Annotated in this window: 18 protein-coding genes; 5 read left to right on the top strand and 13 right to left on the bottom strand. The window is 71.4% G+C overall.

The window, feature by feature from the left end:
• Window positions 1-9 precede the first annotated feature (9 nt).
• Entirely contained in the window at window positions 10-648 is a 639-nt protein-coding gene (locus ACZ5WC_RS30620; RefSeq protein ID WP_468543860.1) for a ScbR family autoregulator-binding transcription factor, read from the bottom strand.
• Between the two features lie 194 nt (window positions 649-842).
• Here ACZ5WC_RS30620 and afsA point away from each other — a divergent pair, with 194 nt between their 5' ends.
• The 3 genes from afsA (at window position 843) to ACZ5WC_RS30605 (ending at window position 3,427) form a co-directional block, all read left to right on the top strand.
• The gene (gene afsA / locus ACZ5WC_RS30615) at window positions 843-1,748 is read left to right on the top strand and encodes a 2-oxo-3-(phosphooxy)propyl 3-oxoalkanoate synthase (protein WP_468543859.1); all 906 of its coding nucleotides are present in this window, start codon (window positions 843-845) and stop codon (window positions 1,746-1,748) included.
• A 56-nt stretch (window positions 1,749-1,804) separates the two neighbouring features.
• Entirely contained in the window at window positions 1,805-2,659 is an 855-nt protein-coding gene (locus tag ACZ5WC_RS30610) for an NAD(P)H-binding protein (RefSeq protein ID WP_468543858.1), read from the top strand.
• Between the two features lie 108 nt (window positions 2,660-2,767).
• Window positions 2,768-3,427, top strand: coding sequence for a ScbR family autoregulator-binding transcription factor (locus tag ACZ5WC_RS30605; RefSeq protein WP_468543857.1), 660 nt, complete (start codon window positions 2,768-2,770; stop codon window positions 3,425-3,427).
• 215 nt (window positions 3,428-3,642) lie between these two features.
• Here ACZ5WC_RS30605 and ACZ5WC_RS30600 read toward each other — a convergent pair whose 3' ends face one another.
• Window positions 3,643-4,551 (bottom strand): helix-turn-helix domain-containing protein, encoded by a 909-nt coding sequence (locus ACZ5WC_RS30600; protein WP_468543856.1) that lies wholly within the window; start codon window positions 4,549-4,551, stop codon window positions 3,643-3,645.
• 152 nt (window positions 4,552-4,703) lie between these two features.
• Here ACZ5WC_RS30600 and ACZ5WC_RS30595 point away from each other — a divergent pair, with 152 nt between their 5' ends.
• On the top strand, window positions 4,704-5,744 hold the full coding sequence (locus ACZ5WC_RS30595) for an NAD(P)-dependent alcohol dehydrogenase (protein ID WP_468543855.1): 1,041 nt from the start codon (window positions 4,704-4,706) through the stop codon (window positions 5,742-5,744).
• A 112-nt stretch (window positions 5,745-5,856) separates the two neighbouring features.
• On the opposite strand, the gene ACZ5WC_RS30590 is transcribed toward ACZ5WC_RS30595, so the two are convergent.
• Complete coding sequence (locus ACZ5WC_RS30590; protein WP_468543854.1) at window positions 5,857-6,222, bottom strand: ArsR/SmtB family transcription factor; 366 nt, start codon at window positions 6,220-6,222, stop codon at window positions 5,857-5,859.
• A 135-nt stretch (window positions 6,223-6,357) separates the two neighbouring features.
• On the opposite strand from ACZ5WC_RS30590, the gene ACZ5WC_RS30585 reads away from it, so the two are divergent.
• Window positions 6,358-7,476: an NADH:flavin oxidoreductase/NADH oxidase gene (locus ACZ5WC_RS30585; RefSeq protein WP_468543853.1), complete on the top strand. Its 1,119-nt coding sequence runs from the start codon at window positions 6,358-6,360 to the stop codon at window positions 7,474-7,476.
• A 92-nt stretch (window positions 7,477-7,568) separates the two neighbouring features.
• Here ACZ5WC_RS30585 and ACZ5WC_RS30580 read toward each other — a convergent pair whose 3' ends face one another.
• From ACZ5WC_RS30580 to ACZ5WC_RS30535, 10 genes are all read right to left on the bottom strand, one after another.
• On the bottom strand, window positions 7,569-8,738 hold the full coding sequence (locus ACZ5WC_RS30580; protein ID WP_468543852.1) for an AI-2E family transporter: 1,170 nt from the start codon (window positions 8,736-8,738) through the stop codon (window positions 7,569-7,571).
• A gap of 65 nt (window positions 8,739-8,803) precedes the next feature.
• Window positions 8,804-11,017, bottom strand: a complete 2,214-nt coding sequence (locus ACZ5WC_RS30575) for a HelD family protein (RefSeq protein ID WP_468543899.1) — start codon at window positions 11,015-11,017, stop codon at window positions 8,804-8,806.
• A 225-nt stretch (window positions 11,018-11,242) separates the two neighbouring features.
• Window positions 11,243-12,760 (bottom strand): AMP-binding protein, encoded by a 1,518-nt coding sequence (locus tag ACZ5WC_RS30570; protein WP_468543851.1) that lies wholly within the window; start codon window positions 12,758-12,760, stop codon window positions 11,243-11,245.
• Entirely contained in the window at window positions 12,757-13,182 is a 426-nt protein-coding gene (locus ACZ5WC_RS30565; RefSeq protein WP_468543850.1) for an acyl-CoA thioesterase, read from the bottom strand. Before ACZ5WC_RS30565 ends, ACZ5WC_RS30570 begins: the two co-directional genes overlap by 4 nt.
• Window positions 13,179-13,517 (bottom strand): holo-ACP synthase, encoded by a 339-nt coding sequence (locus tag ACZ5WC_RS30560; protein ID WP_311118261.1) that lies wholly within the window; start codon window positions 13,515-13,517, stop codon window positions 13,179-13,181. The genes ACZ5WC_RS30565 and ACZ5WC_RS30560 overlap by 4 nt, the downstream gene beginning before the upstream one ends.
• The gene (locus ACZ5WC_RS30555) at window positions 13,507-14,472 is read right to left on the bottom strand and encodes a ferritin family protein (RefSeq protein ID WP_468543849.1); all 966 of its coding nucleotides are present in this window, start codon (window positions 14,470-14,472) and stop codon (window positions 13,507-13,509) included. The genes ACZ5WC_RS30560 and ACZ5WC_RS30555 overlap by 11 nt, the downstream gene beginning before the upstream one ends.
• Before the next feature lie 25 nt (window positions 14,473-14,497).
• Window positions 14,498-14,758: a hypothetical protein gene (locus ACZ5WC_RS30550; protein WP_096625145.1), complete on the bottom strand. Its 261-nt coding sequence runs from the start codon at window positions 14,756-14,758 to the stop codon at window positions 14,498-14,500.
• Between the two features lie 59 nt (window positions 14,759-14,817).
• On the bottom strand, window positions 14,818-15,444 hold the full coding sequence (locus ACZ5WC_RS30545; RefSeq protein ID WP_468543848.1) for a TIGR03086 family metal-binding protein: 627 nt from the start codon (window positions 15,442-15,444) through the stop codon (window positions 14,818-14,820).
• Window positions 15,445-15,611: 167 nt separating this feature from the next.
• Entirely contained in the window at window positions 15,612-16,952 is a 1,341-nt protein-coding gene (locus ACZ5WC_RS30540) for an aminotransferase-like domain-containing protein (protein WP_468543847.1), read from the bottom strand.
• 4 nt (window positions 16,953-16,956) lie between these two features.
• Window positions 16,957-17,907 carry an alpha/beta hydrolase gene (locus ACZ5WC_RS30535; RefSeq protein ID WP_468543846.1) on the bottom strand — a complete coding sequence of 317 codons (951 nt, stop codon included), beginning with the start codon at window positions 17,905-17,907 and terminating at the stop codon, window positions 16,957-16,959.
• Window positions 17,908-17,922 lie beyond the last annotated feature (15 nt).

Raw genomic sequence — 17,922 nt, 5'->3', positions numbered from 1 at the left:
CCGGCGGGCTCAGGTGACGGGATCGAGGCGGCTGAGGCGCTCCGCGCGCTCCGGGGTCAGATCGAGGGCGGTCAGGATCGAGGGCGTGGCGATGCTGGGGAGGATGTGCTGCTGGAGGGTGATGTGGCGGCGCTGGAGGTCGCGGTAGTCGGTGAGGGTCTGGGAGACCGCCTGGGTGCCGGCGAAGGCGGCGACATAGAGATCCGCGGTCTCAGTGGGGTTGACGTGAGGGAGCAGTTCGCCGTTGTGTTTGGCTTGGGCGAGGAGGGCGTGGGTGGCCTCCTGCCAGCGGAGGAAGGGGCCACTGCGGTCGAGGCCCTGAGCCTGCTGGTCCATCGAGAGGCGGACACCCGCTCGGGCGAGGAGGCTGGTCTGAAGCCGATGGCTGAAAAGTATCCCTACGTCGATGAGTTCCTGGAGCTTGAGGGTCTGGTCCGGGGCCGCCCTCGGCGGTTCCTGGGCATCGAGGACACCGAGGGCGAGATCTTCTTTCGACGGAAAATGAAAATAGAGGGCGCCTTTCGTGACGCCGGCGCTTTTCAGTATTTCGGTAATGGTGGCTGCTTGGTAACCGTATTTCTCAAAGGCCTGGGCTGCCGCCATCAGAATTGTCTGGCGTGTGCGGATCGCCCGGTCCTGCTTGGCCATTCTGTCTCCTTCGCTGGGCGGGGGCCGGTGAACGGCCGGGTCGGTGTGGGGGGCCCACCCTGCCGGGGATAGAAAAAAAACCGCTTAGTCTGTATCTTATCAGCGCGCGTGCATCGCAGGAACGGCTCGCCATCACATGACCCCTGGGGGGAGTTATGACCGAAGCAGCAGTTTTGATCGATCCGGTGCCGGCTATGGATTCGGAGGCCGCGGTGGTGCATCCCGTGGGGATCGAGATGGTGCACCGGAGCCGGCCGGAGGACGCCTTTCCGCAGAACTGGGTCCGCCTGGGGCATGACCGGTTCTCGGTGGAGGCGCTCCTCCCGCACGACCACCCGTTCTTCGCGCCCGTGGCGGAGGACCGGCACGACCCGCTGCTCGTCGCCGAGGCGATGCGGCAGGCGGCCATGCTCGCCTTCCACGCCGGGTACGGAGTCCCCCTCGGCCACCACTTCCTGATGGCGGACCTGGACTACGTGTGCCATCCGGAGCAGCTGGCCGTCGGGGGCGGGCCCACCGTGATCGACGTGGAGGTGTACTGCTCCGACCTGAAGTGGCGGGGCGGGCTCCCGGCGCAGGGGCGCGTCGGCTGGGCGGTGCACCGGGACGGACGGCTCGCCGCCACGGGCACGGGGGCGACCCGGTTCACCACCCCCAAGGCGTACCGGCGGATCCGTCAGGACGTGCCCACCGAAGGCATATCCATACCGCGGACCGCACCGGTGCCCGCCGCCCGGGCGGGCCGGACCAGGGCCGAGGACGTGGTGCTGTCGGAGACCGGACGGGACGGCGTCTGGGGACTGCGCGTGGACACCCGGCATCCGACGCTGTTCCAGCGCCCCAACGACCACGTCCCGGGCATGCTGCTGCTGGAGGCGGCCCGGCAGGCCGCGTGCCTGGTGGCCGGAGGCGGCGGGATGGTCCCGGCGGAGGCGAGCACCCGCTTCCACCGGTACGCCGAGTTCGGCAGCCCGTGCTGGATCAGGGCGGTGGTCCTGCCCGAATCGGCCGGCGATACGGTGACCATGAGGGTGACGGGCCACCAGGACGGCAAGCCGGTGTTCTCCACGCTCCTGTCCGGTCCACTGGTCAGGGCCTGAGGTGCGGCCGACCCCGAAGTGCTACGGCTGTGGACAAGGGTGTTGAGGGGTTCCGGATGATTCTGGTGACGGGTGCGACCGGGGCGGTGGGTCGCGAGGTCGCCGGACTGCTGGCGGCGACCGGGCCGGTGCGGATTCTCGCGCGCCGCCCCGAGCGGCTGACCGTACGGGGACCGCAGGTCGAGGCCGTCGCGGGTGAGTACGCGGACCGCCCCGCCCTCGACCGGGCGCTGAACGGCGTCACGTCGGTGTTCCTGGTGACGAACAGCCCCACGGAGCCCGACGACGAGAGGGTCGCGACGGCCGCGGCCGCGGCGGGCGTCCGCCACCTGGTGAAGCTGTCGATGATGGCCGTGGAGGAGCCCGGCGCCGACGACTTCATCACCCGGCGCCAGCGGGAGAACGAACAGGCCGTCAGGGAGTCGGGCGTCCCGTGGACGTTCGTCCGCCCCAGGACCTTCATGTCCAACACCCTGTCCTGGGCGCCCGGTATCCGCTCGTCGGGCGTGGTACGCGCCCTGTACGGCGACGCGCCGGTCGCCTGCATCGACCCGCGCGACGTCGCAGCGGTCGCCGTCGGCGTCCTGACCGGTACGGGTCACGAGGGCAAGGCGTACGCCGTCTCGGGCCCCGAGGCGATCACCGCACGTGAGCAGACGGCCCAGCTCTCCCGAGCACTGGGGCGGCCGCTGCGCTTCGAGGAACTGGGCCCGGACGCGGCGCGCACGGCACTGCTCGCGAAGTATCCCCGGCCGGTGGCGGAAGCCTTCCTCGAAAGCGCGGAGCGGCAGCTCGCGGGCGCCAAGGCGGCGGTCGTGCCGACGGTCCACGACGTGACGGGCGGCGAGGCCCGGCCGTTCCGTACCTGGGCGGCCGACCACAAGGACGCGTTCGCGCCGGTCCAGCGGTGATGCCCCGCTCCCGCGGTGTGCCGCGCTCTCCCCTTCTCCGGTTCTCCGCGAACAAAACCGGTAAGTTGGTTTGATATCCCCCGACGCCGTCCATGAGCGGAGGCTCCGGTGACCAAGCAGGAGCGTGCCACCCGTACCCGCCAGGCGCTGATCCGATCCGCCGCCACCGTGATCGAGCGGCACGGCTACGCGGAGGCGCGACTGGTCCTGATCAGTTCCGGCGCGGGCGTCAGCACGGGCGCGCTGCACTTCCACTTCGAGAACAAGGCAGCCGTCGCGGAGGCCGTGGTCGCCGAGGCGTCACGCGGCCTGCACGAGGTGTCCGGCGCGATCCGCCACCGTACGGACACCGCCCTCCAGGCCCTCGTCGACACCTCGCACACCGTCGCCGAACTGCTCCGCGACGACCCGGTCACCCGGGCCGGGTTCCGGCTGAGCTGTGACGGGGAGCGCTCCGCCGCACCGGACCTGCGCGCGGAGTGGCAGCGCCGTGTCCAGGACCTGCTGACCGAGGCCGCCGACGCCGGAACGCTCGCCGAGGGCGTGTCCCGCGAGGACGCGGTGGCCGCGATCGTCGCGACGACGGCCGGATTCGAGGTGCTGGGCCGGCACGACGGCGCCTGGCTGTCCCCGCGGACGCTCACGGGCTTCTGGCAGCTGCTGCTGCCCCGGCTCGCCACCCCACAGGCCCTCGCATGGCTGGACCCGTCCGGCACCGGGGCGACGACGGCCACTCCCGGGCACACCGTCCGCGAGGGGGCGGGGTAGGCAGGGGAGCCGGAACCGGTCGCGCGGCGCTGACGGCCGCTCGGAACGCTCATGGACCCGAGGGGTGTGAGCCGCCCACAGTGTGGGAGTTCCGATGTATCGGTCGCGCAGCCGCCGCGTAGCGGCCTTGTCCTGTCGCCGCGGGGCGTGCGATCCCCGACCAGCTGGGTGGCCCCGGGCCGCCCCGGTCGGTGTCGCTGATCACGCCCGGCTGATCACACCCGCCCCGACGACTCCGCTGCCCGGGCCGCGTCCGCTCCCCAGCTCGCCAGGAGGCGCAGGGCCTGGGCCGACTCGGAGCCGGGCTCCGCGTGATACGTGACCAGGTACTGCTCCTCGTCGTCCGGGAGGTTCAGCGTCTCGTAGGACAGGGTCAGTTCACCGGCGAGGGGGTGCCGGATCACCTTGACGCCGTGGCCCTTCTCCTTCACGTTGTGCGTGGCCCACAGCCGCCGGAACTCCTCGCTCTTGACGGAGAGTTCGCCCACCAGGGCCGACAGCTCCGGATCGTCCGGGTGGCAGCCCGCGTACAGCCGCAGATAGCTGACCATGTCCGAGGCCTTGGAGCCCCAGTCCACGAACAGGTCCCGGTAGCCGGGGGAGAGGAACACGAGCCGCGCCCAGTTGCGTTCGGCGGGCGGCAGGGCGCCCCAGTCGCCGAACACGGCCGCCGCCATGGGGTTCCAGACGAGGATGTCGGAGCGCGCCCCGGAGACGTATGCCGGGACGCCGTCCATCGCGTCCAGGAGATGCCGCAGCCCTGGCCGCACCTGCTGGACCCGCGCCGGGCGGCGCTTCTTCTTGTGCTGCCCCGGCTTGGCCAGGTGCGTCAGATGCGCGTGTTCGGCGTCGGTGAGCCGCAGCGCACGGGCGATCGCGTCGAGCACCTCGGCGGACACATTGCGGCCGTTGCCCTGTTCGAGGCGGGTGTAGTACGCCACGGAGACCCCCGCGAGCTGCGCCAGCTCCTCCCGCCGCAGCCCCGGCACCCGGCGGGCCCGACCGAACTCCGGCAGCCCCACGTCCTGCGGCAGGAGCCGGGCCCGCCGGGTGCGCAGGAACTCGCTGAGCTCGGCGCGACGGTCCAGCGGCTCGGGGGCGGAGGCTGCGGGCTGATCGTCCATGGCTCCCATTATTCCTGGTCGTACGCCCAGGAGCCTGTCCCTGCCAGTGGTAGGACCAGTGGGCGTAGGCAGAGCGGTGACCTGGGTAAAGGCCGGCCGCAGAGTAATGCTGGAGGTGTTCTTACCGCACCACCCAGAGGAGAACCTCCGGCATGACCACCGTTGCCGCTTACGCCGCTCCCCGTGCCAAGGCCCCGCTGGAGCGCACCACGATCGAGCGCCGCCCGGTGGGCGAGTTCGACGTTCTGATCGACATCAAGTACGCCGGTATCTGCCACTCCGACATCCACCAGGCCCGTGACGGCTGGGGCGAGGGCATCTTCCCGATGGTGCCCGGCCACGAGATCGCCGGTGTCGTCGCGGAGACCGGGTCCGGCGTCACCGGGTTCAGGGTCGGCGACCGCGTCGGCGTCGGCTGCATGGTCGACTCCTGCGGAAGCTGCGACGCCTGCCTGACGGGCCGCGAGCAGCACTGCGCCGAGGGCAACACGCAGACGTACAACGCGCTCGACCGGAGCGACGAGCCGACGTACGGCGGCTACTCGACGCACATCGTCGTGCGCGACGCGTTCGTCGTCCGCATCCCCGAGGGCATCGCCCTCGACGAGGCCGCGCCCCTGCTGTGCGCGGGCATCACCACGTACTCCCCGCTCAAGCGCTGGGGCGCGGGCCCCGGCAAGAAGGTCGCGGTCGTCGGGCTGGGCGGCCTCGGCCACATGGCCGTCAAGATCGCGCACACCCTCGGTGCGGAGGTCACCGTCCTCTCCCAGTCGCTGCGGAAGAAGGACGACGGGCTGAAGCTGGGCGCCGACCACTACTACGCGACCAGCGACCCCACGACCTTCGAGGAGCTGGCCGGAACCTTCGACATCATCCTGTCCACGGTCTCGGCGCCGCTGGACTTCGGCGCCTACCTCGACCTGCTGCGGACCGACGGCACGCTGGTCAACGTCGGCGCCCCCGAAGAGCCGATCACGCTGAACCTGTTCTCGCTGATCAGCGGCAACAGGTCGATCTCCGGCTCGGCGATCGGCGGGATCGCGGAGACCCAGGAGATGCTGGACTTCTGCGCCGTGCACGGTCTCGGCTCCGAGATCGAGGTGATCGAGGCGAACCGGATCAACGAGGCGTACGAGCGGGTTCTCGCGAGCGACGTCCGCTACCGGTTCGTGATCGACACAGCGACGATCTGATACGACCGGAACGACCGGAACGACCGGAACGGCCGGGACGGCCGGGACGACCGGAAACGGAAATACGCGTCGGCTCCGAGCCTCCCCAAGGGCTCGGGGCCGACGCGTTTCCTCATGCCGGGGCGGAGGGGCCGGCGGCGGCCCGTCGCGCACCTTCCAGGACGGCCGGCAGCAGCCCGGGGAAGCGCTCCTCCAGGTCGTCCGCGCGCAGCCGGCTCATACGGGAGGTTCCCTCGTAGTGCTGGCGGATCACGCCCGCCTCGCGCAGCACCTTGAAGTGGTGGGTGGTCGTGGACTTGCTCACCGGAAGATCGAACGCGATGCACGCCATGTCGTCGTGTCCCTCGGCGAGCTCGCGGGCGATGCGCAGCCGGATGGGGTCGGACAGCGCGTGCAGGACGGCCTCCAGGCGGATCTCCTCCCGGGGGGGATGGGCGAGCTGTCGCCCGGACGCGGCTCCGCGCTCGGTGGTGGGCATGGGGACCTCCTTCTGGTCGCGTTCCCAAAGTACGAAGTTCCTCGTAGTTTGACAACTCCCGTACTACGAGGTCTATCGTACCTGCATCGCCGCTGCTCCCCGGCAGCGACGCCACGAACCCGAGGAGGCATACCGGTGAGTGCTCTGTTCACGCCCCTGACCCTGCGGTCCCTGGAGATCCCGAACCGTGTGTGGATGTCTCCGATGTGCATGTACTCCGCGGCCAGCGAAGGACCGGAGACCGGCGTTCCGACGGACTTCCACCTCACCCACCTCGCGGGCCGCGCCGCCGGAGGCGCCGGGCTCGTGATGGTGGAGGCCACCGGCGTGCGCCCGGACGGCCGGATCAGCCCGTGGGACCTGGGCCTGTGGAACGACCGCCAGCAGGAGGCCTTCGCCCGGATCGCCGCGGCGATCACCTCCCACGGATCGGTTCCGGCCATCCAGCTCGCACATGCCGGGCGCAAGGCGTCGACCGACCGGCCCTGGCTGGGCGACCGCTACGTCCCCGGGAGCGAGGGCGGCTGGACGTCCGTCGCCCCGAGCGCCGTGGCCTTCGACGGACTGCCCGTCCCGCACGAGCTGACCGAGGACGAGATACAGCAGCTCGTGCGCGACTTCGCCGCGGCCGCCGCGCGCGCCCTCGCAGCCGGATTCCGGGTCGTCGAGATCCATGGCGCCCACGGCTACCTGATCAACTCCTTCCTCTCCCCGGTCTCCAACCACCGCACCGACGCCTACGGCGGCAGCTGGGAGAACCGCCTGCGCTTCCCGCTCCAGGTGGTCGACGCCGTCCGCGCGGTCTGGCCCGACGACCTGCCGGTCCTCTTCCGCACCTCGGCCACCGACTGGCTGACCGAGAACCCCGGGGACCCGCGTGAGGGCTGGACCGGCGACGACACCGTGCGCCTGGCCAAGGAGCTGACCGCCCACGGCGTCGACCTGCTGGACGTCTCCACCGGCGGACTGGTCCGCGACGCCGCGATCTCCGCGCACCCCGGCTACCAGGTGCCCTTCGCCGAACAGGTCCGGCGGACCACCGGCACCCCCACCTCCGCCGTGGGCCTCGTCCTCGAACCCGCCCAGGCCGAGGAGATCGTCGCCACGGGGCAGGCCGACGCCGTCATGATCGGCCGTGAGATGCTGCGCGACCCGCACTGGGCCCACCACGCCGCCGACGCCCTGGGAGCCGAGCCCCGCTGGCCCGACCCGTACGGCTACGCCGTGGTGCGCCGCCGCACCGCCAAGGCCTGACCGCGCGCTGCGCCCGCCTCCCGGCGGCGATCCGGTCCGGCGCCCGAACTCCCGGCGCCGGACCGGATGTTACGACGTGTGCCGGGCGGTCGTCACGAAGGGGCAGGCGCGTCAGCGGGCAGGGCGTCCGCCTCCGGCGGCCCGTCCGGGTCCTTCGGCCCGTCCGGGTCCTCAGTCCCCTGCGGGTCATCCGGCTGTCCGGGGACGCTGAGCTGTTCGCGGACGTAGTTCCAGACGACCGCGAGCACCGCGGCGAACGGCACCGCGAGCAGGCTGCCCACGACCCCGGCCAGACTGGCGCCCAGTGTCACCGCGAGCAGGATCACCGCCGCGTGCAGACCGAGGCCCCGGCTCTGGATCATGGGCTGGAACACATTGCCCTCCAGCTGCTGCACCACGATGATGATCGCCAGCACGATCAGCGCGTCCGTCAGCCCGTTGGAGACCAGCGCGATGACCACCGCGACGAAACCGGCGAACAGCGCGCCCACGATCGGTACGAACGCCGAGACGAAGGTCAGCACCGCCAGTGGCAGGACCAGCGGCACCCCCAGGACCCACAGGCCGATCCCGATGAACACCGCGTCGAGCAGCCCGACGAACGCCTGGGACCGCACGAACGCGCCCAGGGTGTCCCAGCCGCGCTCGGCCACGGCCGGCACGTCGGTGGAGAGCCGGCCCGGGAGCTGTCGGGTGAGCCAGGGCAGGAACCGCGGGCCGTCCTTCAGGAAGAAGAACATCAGGAAAACGGCCAGAACGGCCGTGACCAGACCGTTGACCACCGTGCTCACCCCGCTGACGACGGTGGTGACCATGCTGCCGACACTGTCCTGGATGCGGGTCGTCGCGGTGTCGAGAGCACCGGTGATCTGGTCGTCGCCGATGTTCAGCGGCGGCCCCGCCGCCCACTCGCGCAGCCGCTGGATGCCCTCGACCACCCCGTCGGCCAGTTCACCGGACTGGTCCGCCACCGGCACCGCGATCAGGGCCACGACGCCCATCCCCAGCAGCAGGAAGAGGACGGTCACCGCCGCGGCGGCGAGGGCCGGCCGCCACCCGCGCCGACGCAGGAAGCGGGCGAGCGGCCACGTCAGCGTGGTGAGGAACAGGGCGACCATCAGCGGCCATACGACCGACCACATCCGGCCGAGCACCCACAGTGCGACCGCGGCCATCACCAGGACCAGCAGCAACTCGGCGGAGACGCGGGCCGATGTGCGCAGGGCGGCGGCCGTCTTTGTCGAACTCAGGGGCGAAGACATGGCGTCACCCTATGGGCTCCCCGGGCCTGCTCCCCAACCCCTCCCGCACCGGGCCCGGACCGCTCTCACCTCAACGCCCGGGGCAGTTCCTCCCGATGGACGATGCCCAGGCGCTGGGTCGCCCGCGTCAGCGCCACGTACAGATCGCTCGTCCCGAACCGCGCGGGCTCCACCACCAGCACATGGTCGAACTCCAACCCCTTGGCCTCGCGCGGATCGAGCAGCACCACCGGACGGGTGAGATCGGGCGCGGCGCCCGCCGTGACCCCCTCCAGCGGGGCGGCGATCTCCTCGTGCAGCGCCCGGGGCGCGACGACCGCGAGCCGTCCCTCCCGGGGCGTCAGCTCCCCGACCGCCCCGGCCACCGTGCCCGCGAGGTCGTCGCCCGCGTCCCGCGTCCACGGCTTCTCACCGGTCGACCGCACCGAGACGGGCGCGGTGAAGGAGGGGTCCTGCTCCCGTACGACCCCGGCGGCCAGCTCCATGATCTCGGCGGGCGTACGGTAGTTGACCTTCAGCGTGACGTGCTCGAAGCGGTCACCGACGTACGGACCGAGGATCTTCCCCCACGATCCGACGCCCGCCTCCTCGGAGGTCTGGGCCGGGTCGCCGACCAGGGTCAGCGAGCGGGTCGGCGCCCTGCGCATCAGCAGCCGCCACGCCATCGGCGAGAGCTCCTGGGCCTCGTCGACGATGATGTGCCCGAACGCCCAGGTGCGGTCCGCCGCGGCCCGCTCGGCGGCGGTGCGGTGGTCGGCCTCCTCGTGGCGTTCCGCCATCCGCTCGGCGTCGATGATGTCGTGGGCGGCGAGGAGCTCGGACTCCTCGTCCTCGAACTCGTAGCTCTCCGACCCGCGCGACAGTTCCAGCACGCCCTGCGCGTAACCGATCCGCTCCTGGCGTACGGCCTCGGCAGCGGCCCGCTCGGCGCTGTCGTCGACGCCGAGCAGCTCCGCGGCCTCGTCCAGCAGCGGTACGTCGGCGGGGGTCCACTCGCTCCCGGCCGCCGTACGCCGGATGGCGTCGGCGTCCTCGTCCGGTACGTACACGGGCGCGGCCAGATAGTCCGCGAGGAACGCCTCGGGGGTGAGTGGCGGCCACAGCTCGTCGACCGCCGCGTGCACCTCTTTGCTCAGGGCGACGCCCCGGCCGAGCAGCGCGATGTCGTCCGGGCCGAGGAAGTTGGGACCGCCGTAGGGGTCGGCGCCGATGCGCTCGGTGAGCTGGGCCGTGAGGGCGTCGATGATCCGGAAGACGAAGTGCGGGCGGGCGAGGTTGTGGGGGAGCAGGGTGTCCCGTGCCGCCTGCCGGGCCTCGTAGGCGATCTCCCAGTCGAGGACGAGCTCACCGCCGTCGTCGTGCGGGATGACCATCGGGGCGCCGGGTTCGGGCAGCTGCTGCCGGTCGCGTACGGCCAGGGCGAGGGCCTCGGCCATCTGATCGCCGCCCTTGACGGCGGCGGCACGGGCCGTGTCCGTACCGGTGGCGTGCACGCCGGGGAAGAGCTCGGCCTGCGTCGAGAGCAGCACCCCCGTCTCGCCGAGAGCGGGCAGGACCTCCCCGATGTAGCGCAGGAACGCCGGATTGGGCCCCACGATCAGCACGGCGCGCTTGGCCAGCAGCTCGCGCTGCTCGTAGAGCAGGAACGCCGCCCGGTGCAGCGCGACGGCCGTCTTCCCGGTGCCCGGGCCGCCCTCGACGACCAGGACTCCGTGGTGCGGGGCGCGGATGATGGCGTCCTGCTCGGCCTGGATGGTGCGCACGATGTCGCCCATGCGCCCGGTGCGCGCGGAGTTCAGCGCCGCGAGCAGGACGGCGTCGCCGTTCGGGTCCTCGAAGCCGGTGCGGTCGTCGTCGCCCAGGTCGAGGATCTCGTCGTGGAGTTCGGTGACCGTGCGGCCCTCGGTGGCGATGTGTCTGCGACGGCGCAGCCCCATCGGGGTGTGTCCGGTGGCGAGATAGAAGGGACGGGCCACCGGTGCGCGCCAGTCGATGAGGACCGGCGTATGGTCGCTGTCGTCCTCGCGGATCCCGATGCGGCCGATGTGGTGCGCGAGACCGTCGGTGCGATCGATGCGGCCGAAGCACAGGGAGCCGTCCACGGCGTTGAGCGCCGCCAGCAGACCCGAGCGCTCCGCGACGAGGATGTCGCGTTCGAGCCGTGCCTGCTGTCCCGTACCGACCGGCGTCAGCGCGTGCTCGACGCCCCGGGCCGCTCCGCCGCGCAGCGCGTCGACCCGGGCATGGAGCCGGTCGATGAATTCCTGCTCTTCCCGCAATTCGTCGCTTTCCCGGTTTGACAAAATGGCTCCCCGCCGGATATATTCGTTCCTATAAGGCCCCCGAGCGGGGCCTTTCTGCATGAGCGCAGAAGAATCCAATATACGCGGGACAATCCCCGGACCGCAATTACGGGCCGGGGATTGCTCATGCCGCCGACGCGCCGGACCTCCGGTCCTCCCTTGGCGTTGTTCGAGCGGACGTGCCGATCACGGCCCGTCCGATCAGCCGAGCGTTCCCTGTTCGAGCTGCGCGACCATATGGGTACGGGCCGGCTTCCCGCTCGCCGTGCGGGCGACGGCGCTGTGCGTCACCTGCACCACCCGCTCCGGAGCCGCACCGAATTCGGTGGCGACGAGGGCGGCCAGCCGGTCCGTGTCGATCTCCCGCGCCCGCTCCGGCACGATGACGACGGCGTACGAGCCGGCGTACGGCAGGACCACGCACTCGGCGACGCCCGGAACCGTCGCCGCCACTTGTTCGACGTCCGTGGCGAAGACATTGGCGCCGTTGACGGAGATGCGGTCGCCCCTGCGGCCGCTCAGATGGAGATGTCCCGAGCGCAGGCACCCCAGGTCGCCGGTGTCGAACCAGGTGGTGCGATGGTCGGTGGCCCCGTCGTAGCCGTCGAACAGCGTCGCACCGCGCAGCTGTACGGCGCCGACCTCCCCGTCCGCGCAGTCGCGGCCCGATTCGTCCACGATGCGCAGGTCCAGGCCGGGCATGGTGCTGCCGAGACACGCGGTGGTGGTGGGCCCGTCCGTACGGAAGCCGGTGGCGGCGTCCACGTAGCGGTGAGAGGTGGCCATCAGCGCCGCCTCGGCGAGCCCGTAGCAGAACACCAGGGCCGTCGGGTCGAAGCCCCAGGGCCCGACGGCGTCGAGGAAGGTGCGCACCGACTGCGGGCGGATGGGTTCGGCCCCGCAGAACACGGTGCTCCAGGTGCTGAGCAACCGGGTGTCGGGCGCGTCCTGGCCCGCGGCCGCCTCCGTCATCCGGGCCGCGAGGTAGCGCAGCATGAAGTCGGGGAAGGCGCTGTGCACGCTCTCCGCGTCACGCAGCAGCCGCAGGGCGGCCATGGGCCTGCGCAGAAAGGTGCCCGGCTCCTCGACGACCAGGTCGATCCCCTGGACGAGCGATGTCAGGACCCCGATGAGCCCCATGTCGTGATGGAGCGGCAGGGCGATCAGCCCGGCATGGCCGGGCTTCATGCCTGCGATGACGCTGATCGCGTCGATGTTTCCGAGCACGGCCCGGTGGCTGAGCGGAATGGGGCGGGGCATCCCGGTGGAGCCGCTCGTGTACTGGACGAACGCGAGGCCGTCACGGTCGCCCGGCGCCGGCTCGGGGGAGGAGTGCGGACGGAGTACCAGCCGGAGCTCGTTCAGCCCGTGCCCGGAGATGCGGAAGGCGTGGCGCACGTTCTGCTGCCGCATCACCCGGGCGAAGTACTGGCCGAGGATCGCCCCCGGGACGCGCGGTTTCACGGAGACCGGGACCGCGCCGAGGTGCATCAGGCCCAGCAGGGCCAGCACCCCTTCACGGGAGCTGCTGATGCGCAGCATCACCCGGTCCCCGGGACGTACCCCTTGCTGGGCGAAGCCGCCGGCGGCGGCCGCGATCTGCTCGGCGAAGGCGGGATAGGACAGGCTCTCCCGCTTGGCGGAGGTGCCGAAGGTGACCGTCGCGCCGTGCCGGTGGGCCTGCCCGGCGACCGCCTCCTGGAGCGTGTTCACGATCATGCCGCTCTCCCCGGGATGTCCAGCAGCGCCTGGAGATCGGCCCGGTGGATGCGTTTGGTGTCACGGTCGACGAGCCCCAGCCGGACCCGGCCCCGGGCGACCACGGTGCCGTCAGGCTGTTCGATGTCCTGGGTGAGCGTGAAGCTGTACGTGGACTGCTCCGCGAACGCCGTACGGACGACGACACGCCCCACCGGGTCCCAGTCGACGGCCTTGAGGTAGTCCAGCTGGAGCTGGAGGACCACCGCGACCAGGGTGCTGTCCCGCAGGTCGACCCCCTGGGCGAGCCCCCAGTGCCAGCGGCCCGCCTCAAGGATCTGGACGTGGACACTGTTGTTCAGATGCCCGGCCCAGTCGAAGTCGTTGGGCCGCAGGGCGACTTCGCAGGCGTGGGCGAAGTCCAGCGGTGTGCGGACGCTCATGGCGCCTGCCCTCCTCTCCTCGTCGGCTCGGCCAGGAGGACGACCACCGCACCGGCCATGTCACCGGTGTGGCTGATCGACACCTCCATCGCGAGGCACTGCTGCCGCTGCCACCGGGCGATGGCCCCGTGCAGCCGTATCCGTGGCTGCCCGGCGGGGCCGTGCACCACCTCGACCTCGGGAAAGGTGTGGTCCGGTGCACCGCCCAGGGAGCTGAGCGCCTTGACGAAGGCCTCCTTGGCCGAGAACAGCCCGGCCAGGGACGCCCAGGGGTCGGGCCGGGAGCGGCAGTGTGCCCGCTCCCCGGCGGTGAACAGGGCTCCGCTATCGAGCAAGTGCGGCTTCGCGCGAAGCTCCGGCACGGACTGCAGATCGAATCCGGTCGACATCGTTCGTACGGAGGCTGGCGAAGTAGGCACGCTTGAGGTCCTCATACGATGTGATCTGGATGCCGGTCACCTCGCGGACCAGGGCGAACACGCTGGTCAGCTTCTTCGCGTGGACCGACCCCTCGTGCAGGGCGTCGTCGGCGAGGGCGAACTCCTCGTCGCCGCTACGGGTCCGCTCCCACCAGTTGACGTGGCCGTCGCGCTCGGTCTGGGCCTCCCGGGCGGCGCCGAAGGTCTCGCCGCCGTCGGGCCGGACCCAGGTGTACGCCATCGACAGGACGTCCTTGAGGGGATAGACGCCGGAGTCCACCAGGGCCTTGGCGAACGAGGCGAAGTACTGGCGGTGCTGCACCTCGTCCTTCATGACGGTATGGAAGACGTCCCGCACCAGAGGGTCCTCGGTGGTCCGCGACTGCCAGCCGTAGGAGACACACGCCTCGATCTCCACGCACGCCTGGAGCATGCAGACCCGCGCGTAGTTGTCCATCGGGAGCGGGCCGCGGCACTCGATGACCTCCTCCTCGTCGATCGGATCGATGCCCGCCATCTCCATGAGCCGGCCGAAGGCGATCTCGTGGTGCGCCTCCTCCTCCAGCCAGTAGCGGGCCGACCAGGCGGCGGCGATGTGCAGGATGTCGGAGCCCAGCGGGTTCGACTCGCGGATCTCGTTGGCGAGCTTGACGCCGTCGACGGCCAGCCGGATACCGGCCGGCTGGGTGGTCAGTTCGGCACGGGAGGCGTGCCACAGGGCGGCCCGGTCACCGTCCTTGGGGCGTTCCAGACGGCGGCCCTCGAAGAGGCTGTCCGTCCCCCAGCGCCGCTGCTCGTGATAGCTCTGCTGGACGCGCAGGACGTCGGTGACGGTGGCTCCGGTGCGGAGCTCCTTGACGATGTCGGTCATGATCAGCACGGTTCGCGCCTTCCGGTCAGGAGGAGGTGGTGGCGAGCTGCTTGCCGAGAGCCGAGACGACGTCCTCGGCGGTGTGGTCGAGGGTCATCGTCGGCAGTTCGACGTCGTCGTCGAGGCCCGCGTCGGCGAGCGCTCCGGCGAACGCGTCGAGCAGGTCGATGGAGTTGATCGCGCTCGGCGAGGCGACCAGCACGGCCGACAGCGGCTGGCCGGCGAACACCTCTTCCTGGGTCAGGCCCAGACGGCGTGCGACATTGACTCGGATGTCGGCGAGCATGCGTGTCTCCCTGTTGAGGTCGGTACGTACGTACGGGCGCGGGGCCGGGTCGTGCGTGTTCAGCCCCGCGGAGCGGAGAAGGGTCGGCGGGCCGCGTCCGCGGTCCAGTCGGGGGACCTGCCGAGCGCGGTCAGTACCAGGTCGAGCACGTCCGCGCCGGGCGTCGCGCGCAGGGCCGGGCGGAACAGCGCCGCCGGGCCGACCCTGCGTTCGTCGTCCGGGACGCGCAGGGCGAACACCAGGGCGGCCTCCGCGGTCGCGTCGTCCACGTCGAGGCTCACCCCGAGGGCGCGGGCCAGGTCCCAGCCGTGAACCACGTAGTCCAGGAAGTGGAACCCGATCGCGACCGAGGCGGGGAAGCCGAGGGTGTCGCTGATCTCCGGGAGGACGAACTCCCGGGTGAGCACGCCGGGCGGGGCGAAGGCGTCGAGGACCGTGTCGGCCGCCGTGCGATAGGCCGTCAGCGGGTCGTCGCCGAGTTCGGCGGGCCGCCATACGGAGAGGTCGGCCCCGTTTCCCGCGGCGGCTGCCGCGAAGCCGTGGTGCTGGCCCGCCATATGGGCCACCAGCTGACGCAGCGTCCAGTCGGCGCACGGGGTGGGCAGGTCCCAGTCCTGAGGATCCGCCTGCTCCAGGATGCGTACGGTCTCCAGCACGGCGGCTCGGTCCAGCTTCCGGATGTCCATGCGGAACCTTTCGGCGAGTGCGGGCCCACGCAGGCGTCTCCTGACGGAGTGCGCGAGCAGGAAAACAATAGCACGACCGTACGTTTAGTTAGTGTGGGGTGGCGCGAAAGAGAGGTGCCCCGACCCGGTCGGGCCGGGGCACCTTCGCCGTCCGTGCCGACCGGTCGCTACCGGCCCGCCTCAGCGGCCCGCGCGGTGATGAAGGCGGCGAGTCTGCTCACGCCTTCGGTGATCTGGCCGGGAGTCAATGAGCTGCAGGAGAGGCGGAGCCGGCGCTCCCCGCCGCCCCCCAGGTAGAAGTCGCTCATCGGCGTCCAGAGCACGCCGAAGTTCCGTGCCGAATGCTCCAGGGCCTTGGCGTCGGCGAGGAACGGGACATCCACCACGAGGAAGAAGCCGCCGTCCGGCCGGTTCCAGCCGACACCGAGCGCGTCCCGCCGTTCGGCGGGAAAGTGCCGGTCCAGCTCGGCCAGGAGGGTGTTGAGATTGGCGCGGTAGAAGGCGATGGCCGCGGCGTTCGCCTCGCGCAGCCGGCAGCCGGAATCGATGAGCAGCCCGCCGACGACGGCCTGGCTGACGGCCGAGGTGTTGACCGTGGTCATGCTCTTGATCTTGGAGAGCTGGTCGGCCAGCAAGGACCGCTCGCCCGCCGGTCCGATGACCTCCTGATCGGCCACCACATAGCCGACGCGGGCCCCCGGCAGCGCGGTCTTCGCGAACGACCCGAGGTGCAGCACCCGCCGCTCCCGGTCCAGGGCCTTGAGCGTGGGCCGGGGAGTTCCCGCCCGTACGAAGAAGCCGTACGGATTGTCCTCCAGGATCAGCAGGTCCTCCTGGGCGGCGATCTCCAGGAGCCGTTCGCGGGCGGCGAGGGTCATGCTCGCGCCCGAGGGATTGGCGAAGTCCGGCACGATGTACAGCGCACGGGGCCTTCCCCCGGCCGCCCGGGTCCGCCGGACACCCTCCAGAACGGCCTCCGGGTCCGGTCCGTCGGGGCCCTCCGGGACGGGGCGCATCGCGATGTCGAGCAACCGGGCCGCGCCCGTGGCCCCGATGTAGCAGGGCGAGCTGACGAGCAGCGTGTCCTCGGGCCGCGCGAAGAGCGCCCGCAGCACCAGCAGCATCGCCTCCTGGCAGCCGGTCGTCACCACGACCGACTCCGGGGCGACGTGGATGCCCTCGTCGTTGGCGAGGGTCCGGGCGATGAGGTCGTGGATGATGCCGTTCGTGCGCCCGTACTGGAAGAGCTGGGTGCGCACCCGGTCCTCGGACCAGCCGAGTTCCCGCTCCAGGTGTTCGGTGTAGATCCGCAGATAGCGCGCCAGGTCCTCCGTGGCGAAGGAGCCCTCGGACGGCCTGCCCGGAGCGAAGGACAGCGCGTCGGGGAAGCGCGAGACGACCTCGTTGAGGAAGTTCATCGCGTCGAGCACCGGATCGGTGAGGGACGGGTGCAGACCGGTCAGGTCGAGCGCCCGGGGCCGTTCCGCCGCAGGGGTGGTCCCGCTCATCGGATCAGCCTCCCGTCGCGGCGAGGGCGAAGGTCTTCCGCAGGTACTCCGCGGCCTGTCCGACGGCGCTGCGGCCCGCGTCCAGGGTGCCCGCCATGGCGAAGAAGCCGTGGGCCACGCCCGGGTAGCGGGTCGACTCGACCGGTACGCCGCTCTCGCGCAGCCGGTCGGCGTACAGCTCCCCCTCGTCGCGCAGCGGGTCGTACTCGGCGGTGATCACCAGCGCGGGCGGCAGCCCGGAGTGATCAGGCGCCCGCAGGGGCGATGCCAGGGGATGGCCGCCGTCCTCGGGCGATGCCAGGTAGTTCTCCCAGTACCACTGCACGGACTTGCGGTTGAAGAGCAGCCGATCGCTGTTCTCGCGGAGGGAGGGGGTGTCCGCGAACTGGTCCGTGTTCGGATAGACCAGCAGCTGGGCCAGCAGCTCCGGGCCGCCCGCCTCCCTGGCCATGAGAGTGACGGCGGCGGCGAGATTGCCCCCGGCGCTGTCGCCGCCGACGGCCACCCGGGTGCTGTCGCCGCCGAACCGCTCGGCGTGCTCGACGGCCCACCGCACGCCCGCGAAGCAGTCGTCGGGGGCAGCCGGGAACTTGTTCTCCGGCGCGAGCCGGTAGCCCACCGCGACGGTGAGGCAGCCGACGGCATTGGCCAGACTCCGGCAGATCGCGTCGCCGGTCTCGATGGAACCCAGTGTCCAGCCGCCGCCGAAGAAGTAGACGAGCACCGGCAACGGGCCCTCGCCGGACGGGCGGTAGATCCGGACGGGGAGGGGCCCGCCGGGGCCGGCGATCGTCTCGTCGGTCACCTGGTGCACCGGCTCGGGGGTCCCCGCGCCGGCCTGGATGGCGGCGAGGTCGGCGGCCCGCGCCTCGTCGAGCGTCATCGTGTAGAGCGGCCGGGCGTCCTCGGCTGCGAGCCGGTCGTACAGCTCCTGGAATTGCGGATCAAAGGGCATGGTGCCTCCGGGGCG

It is taken from the genome of Streptomyces sp. NPDC033165, assembly GCF_055577965.1.
Note: the sequence above shows the minus strand (reverse complement) of the source record. Positions and strands in the feature narration are given on the sequence as shown.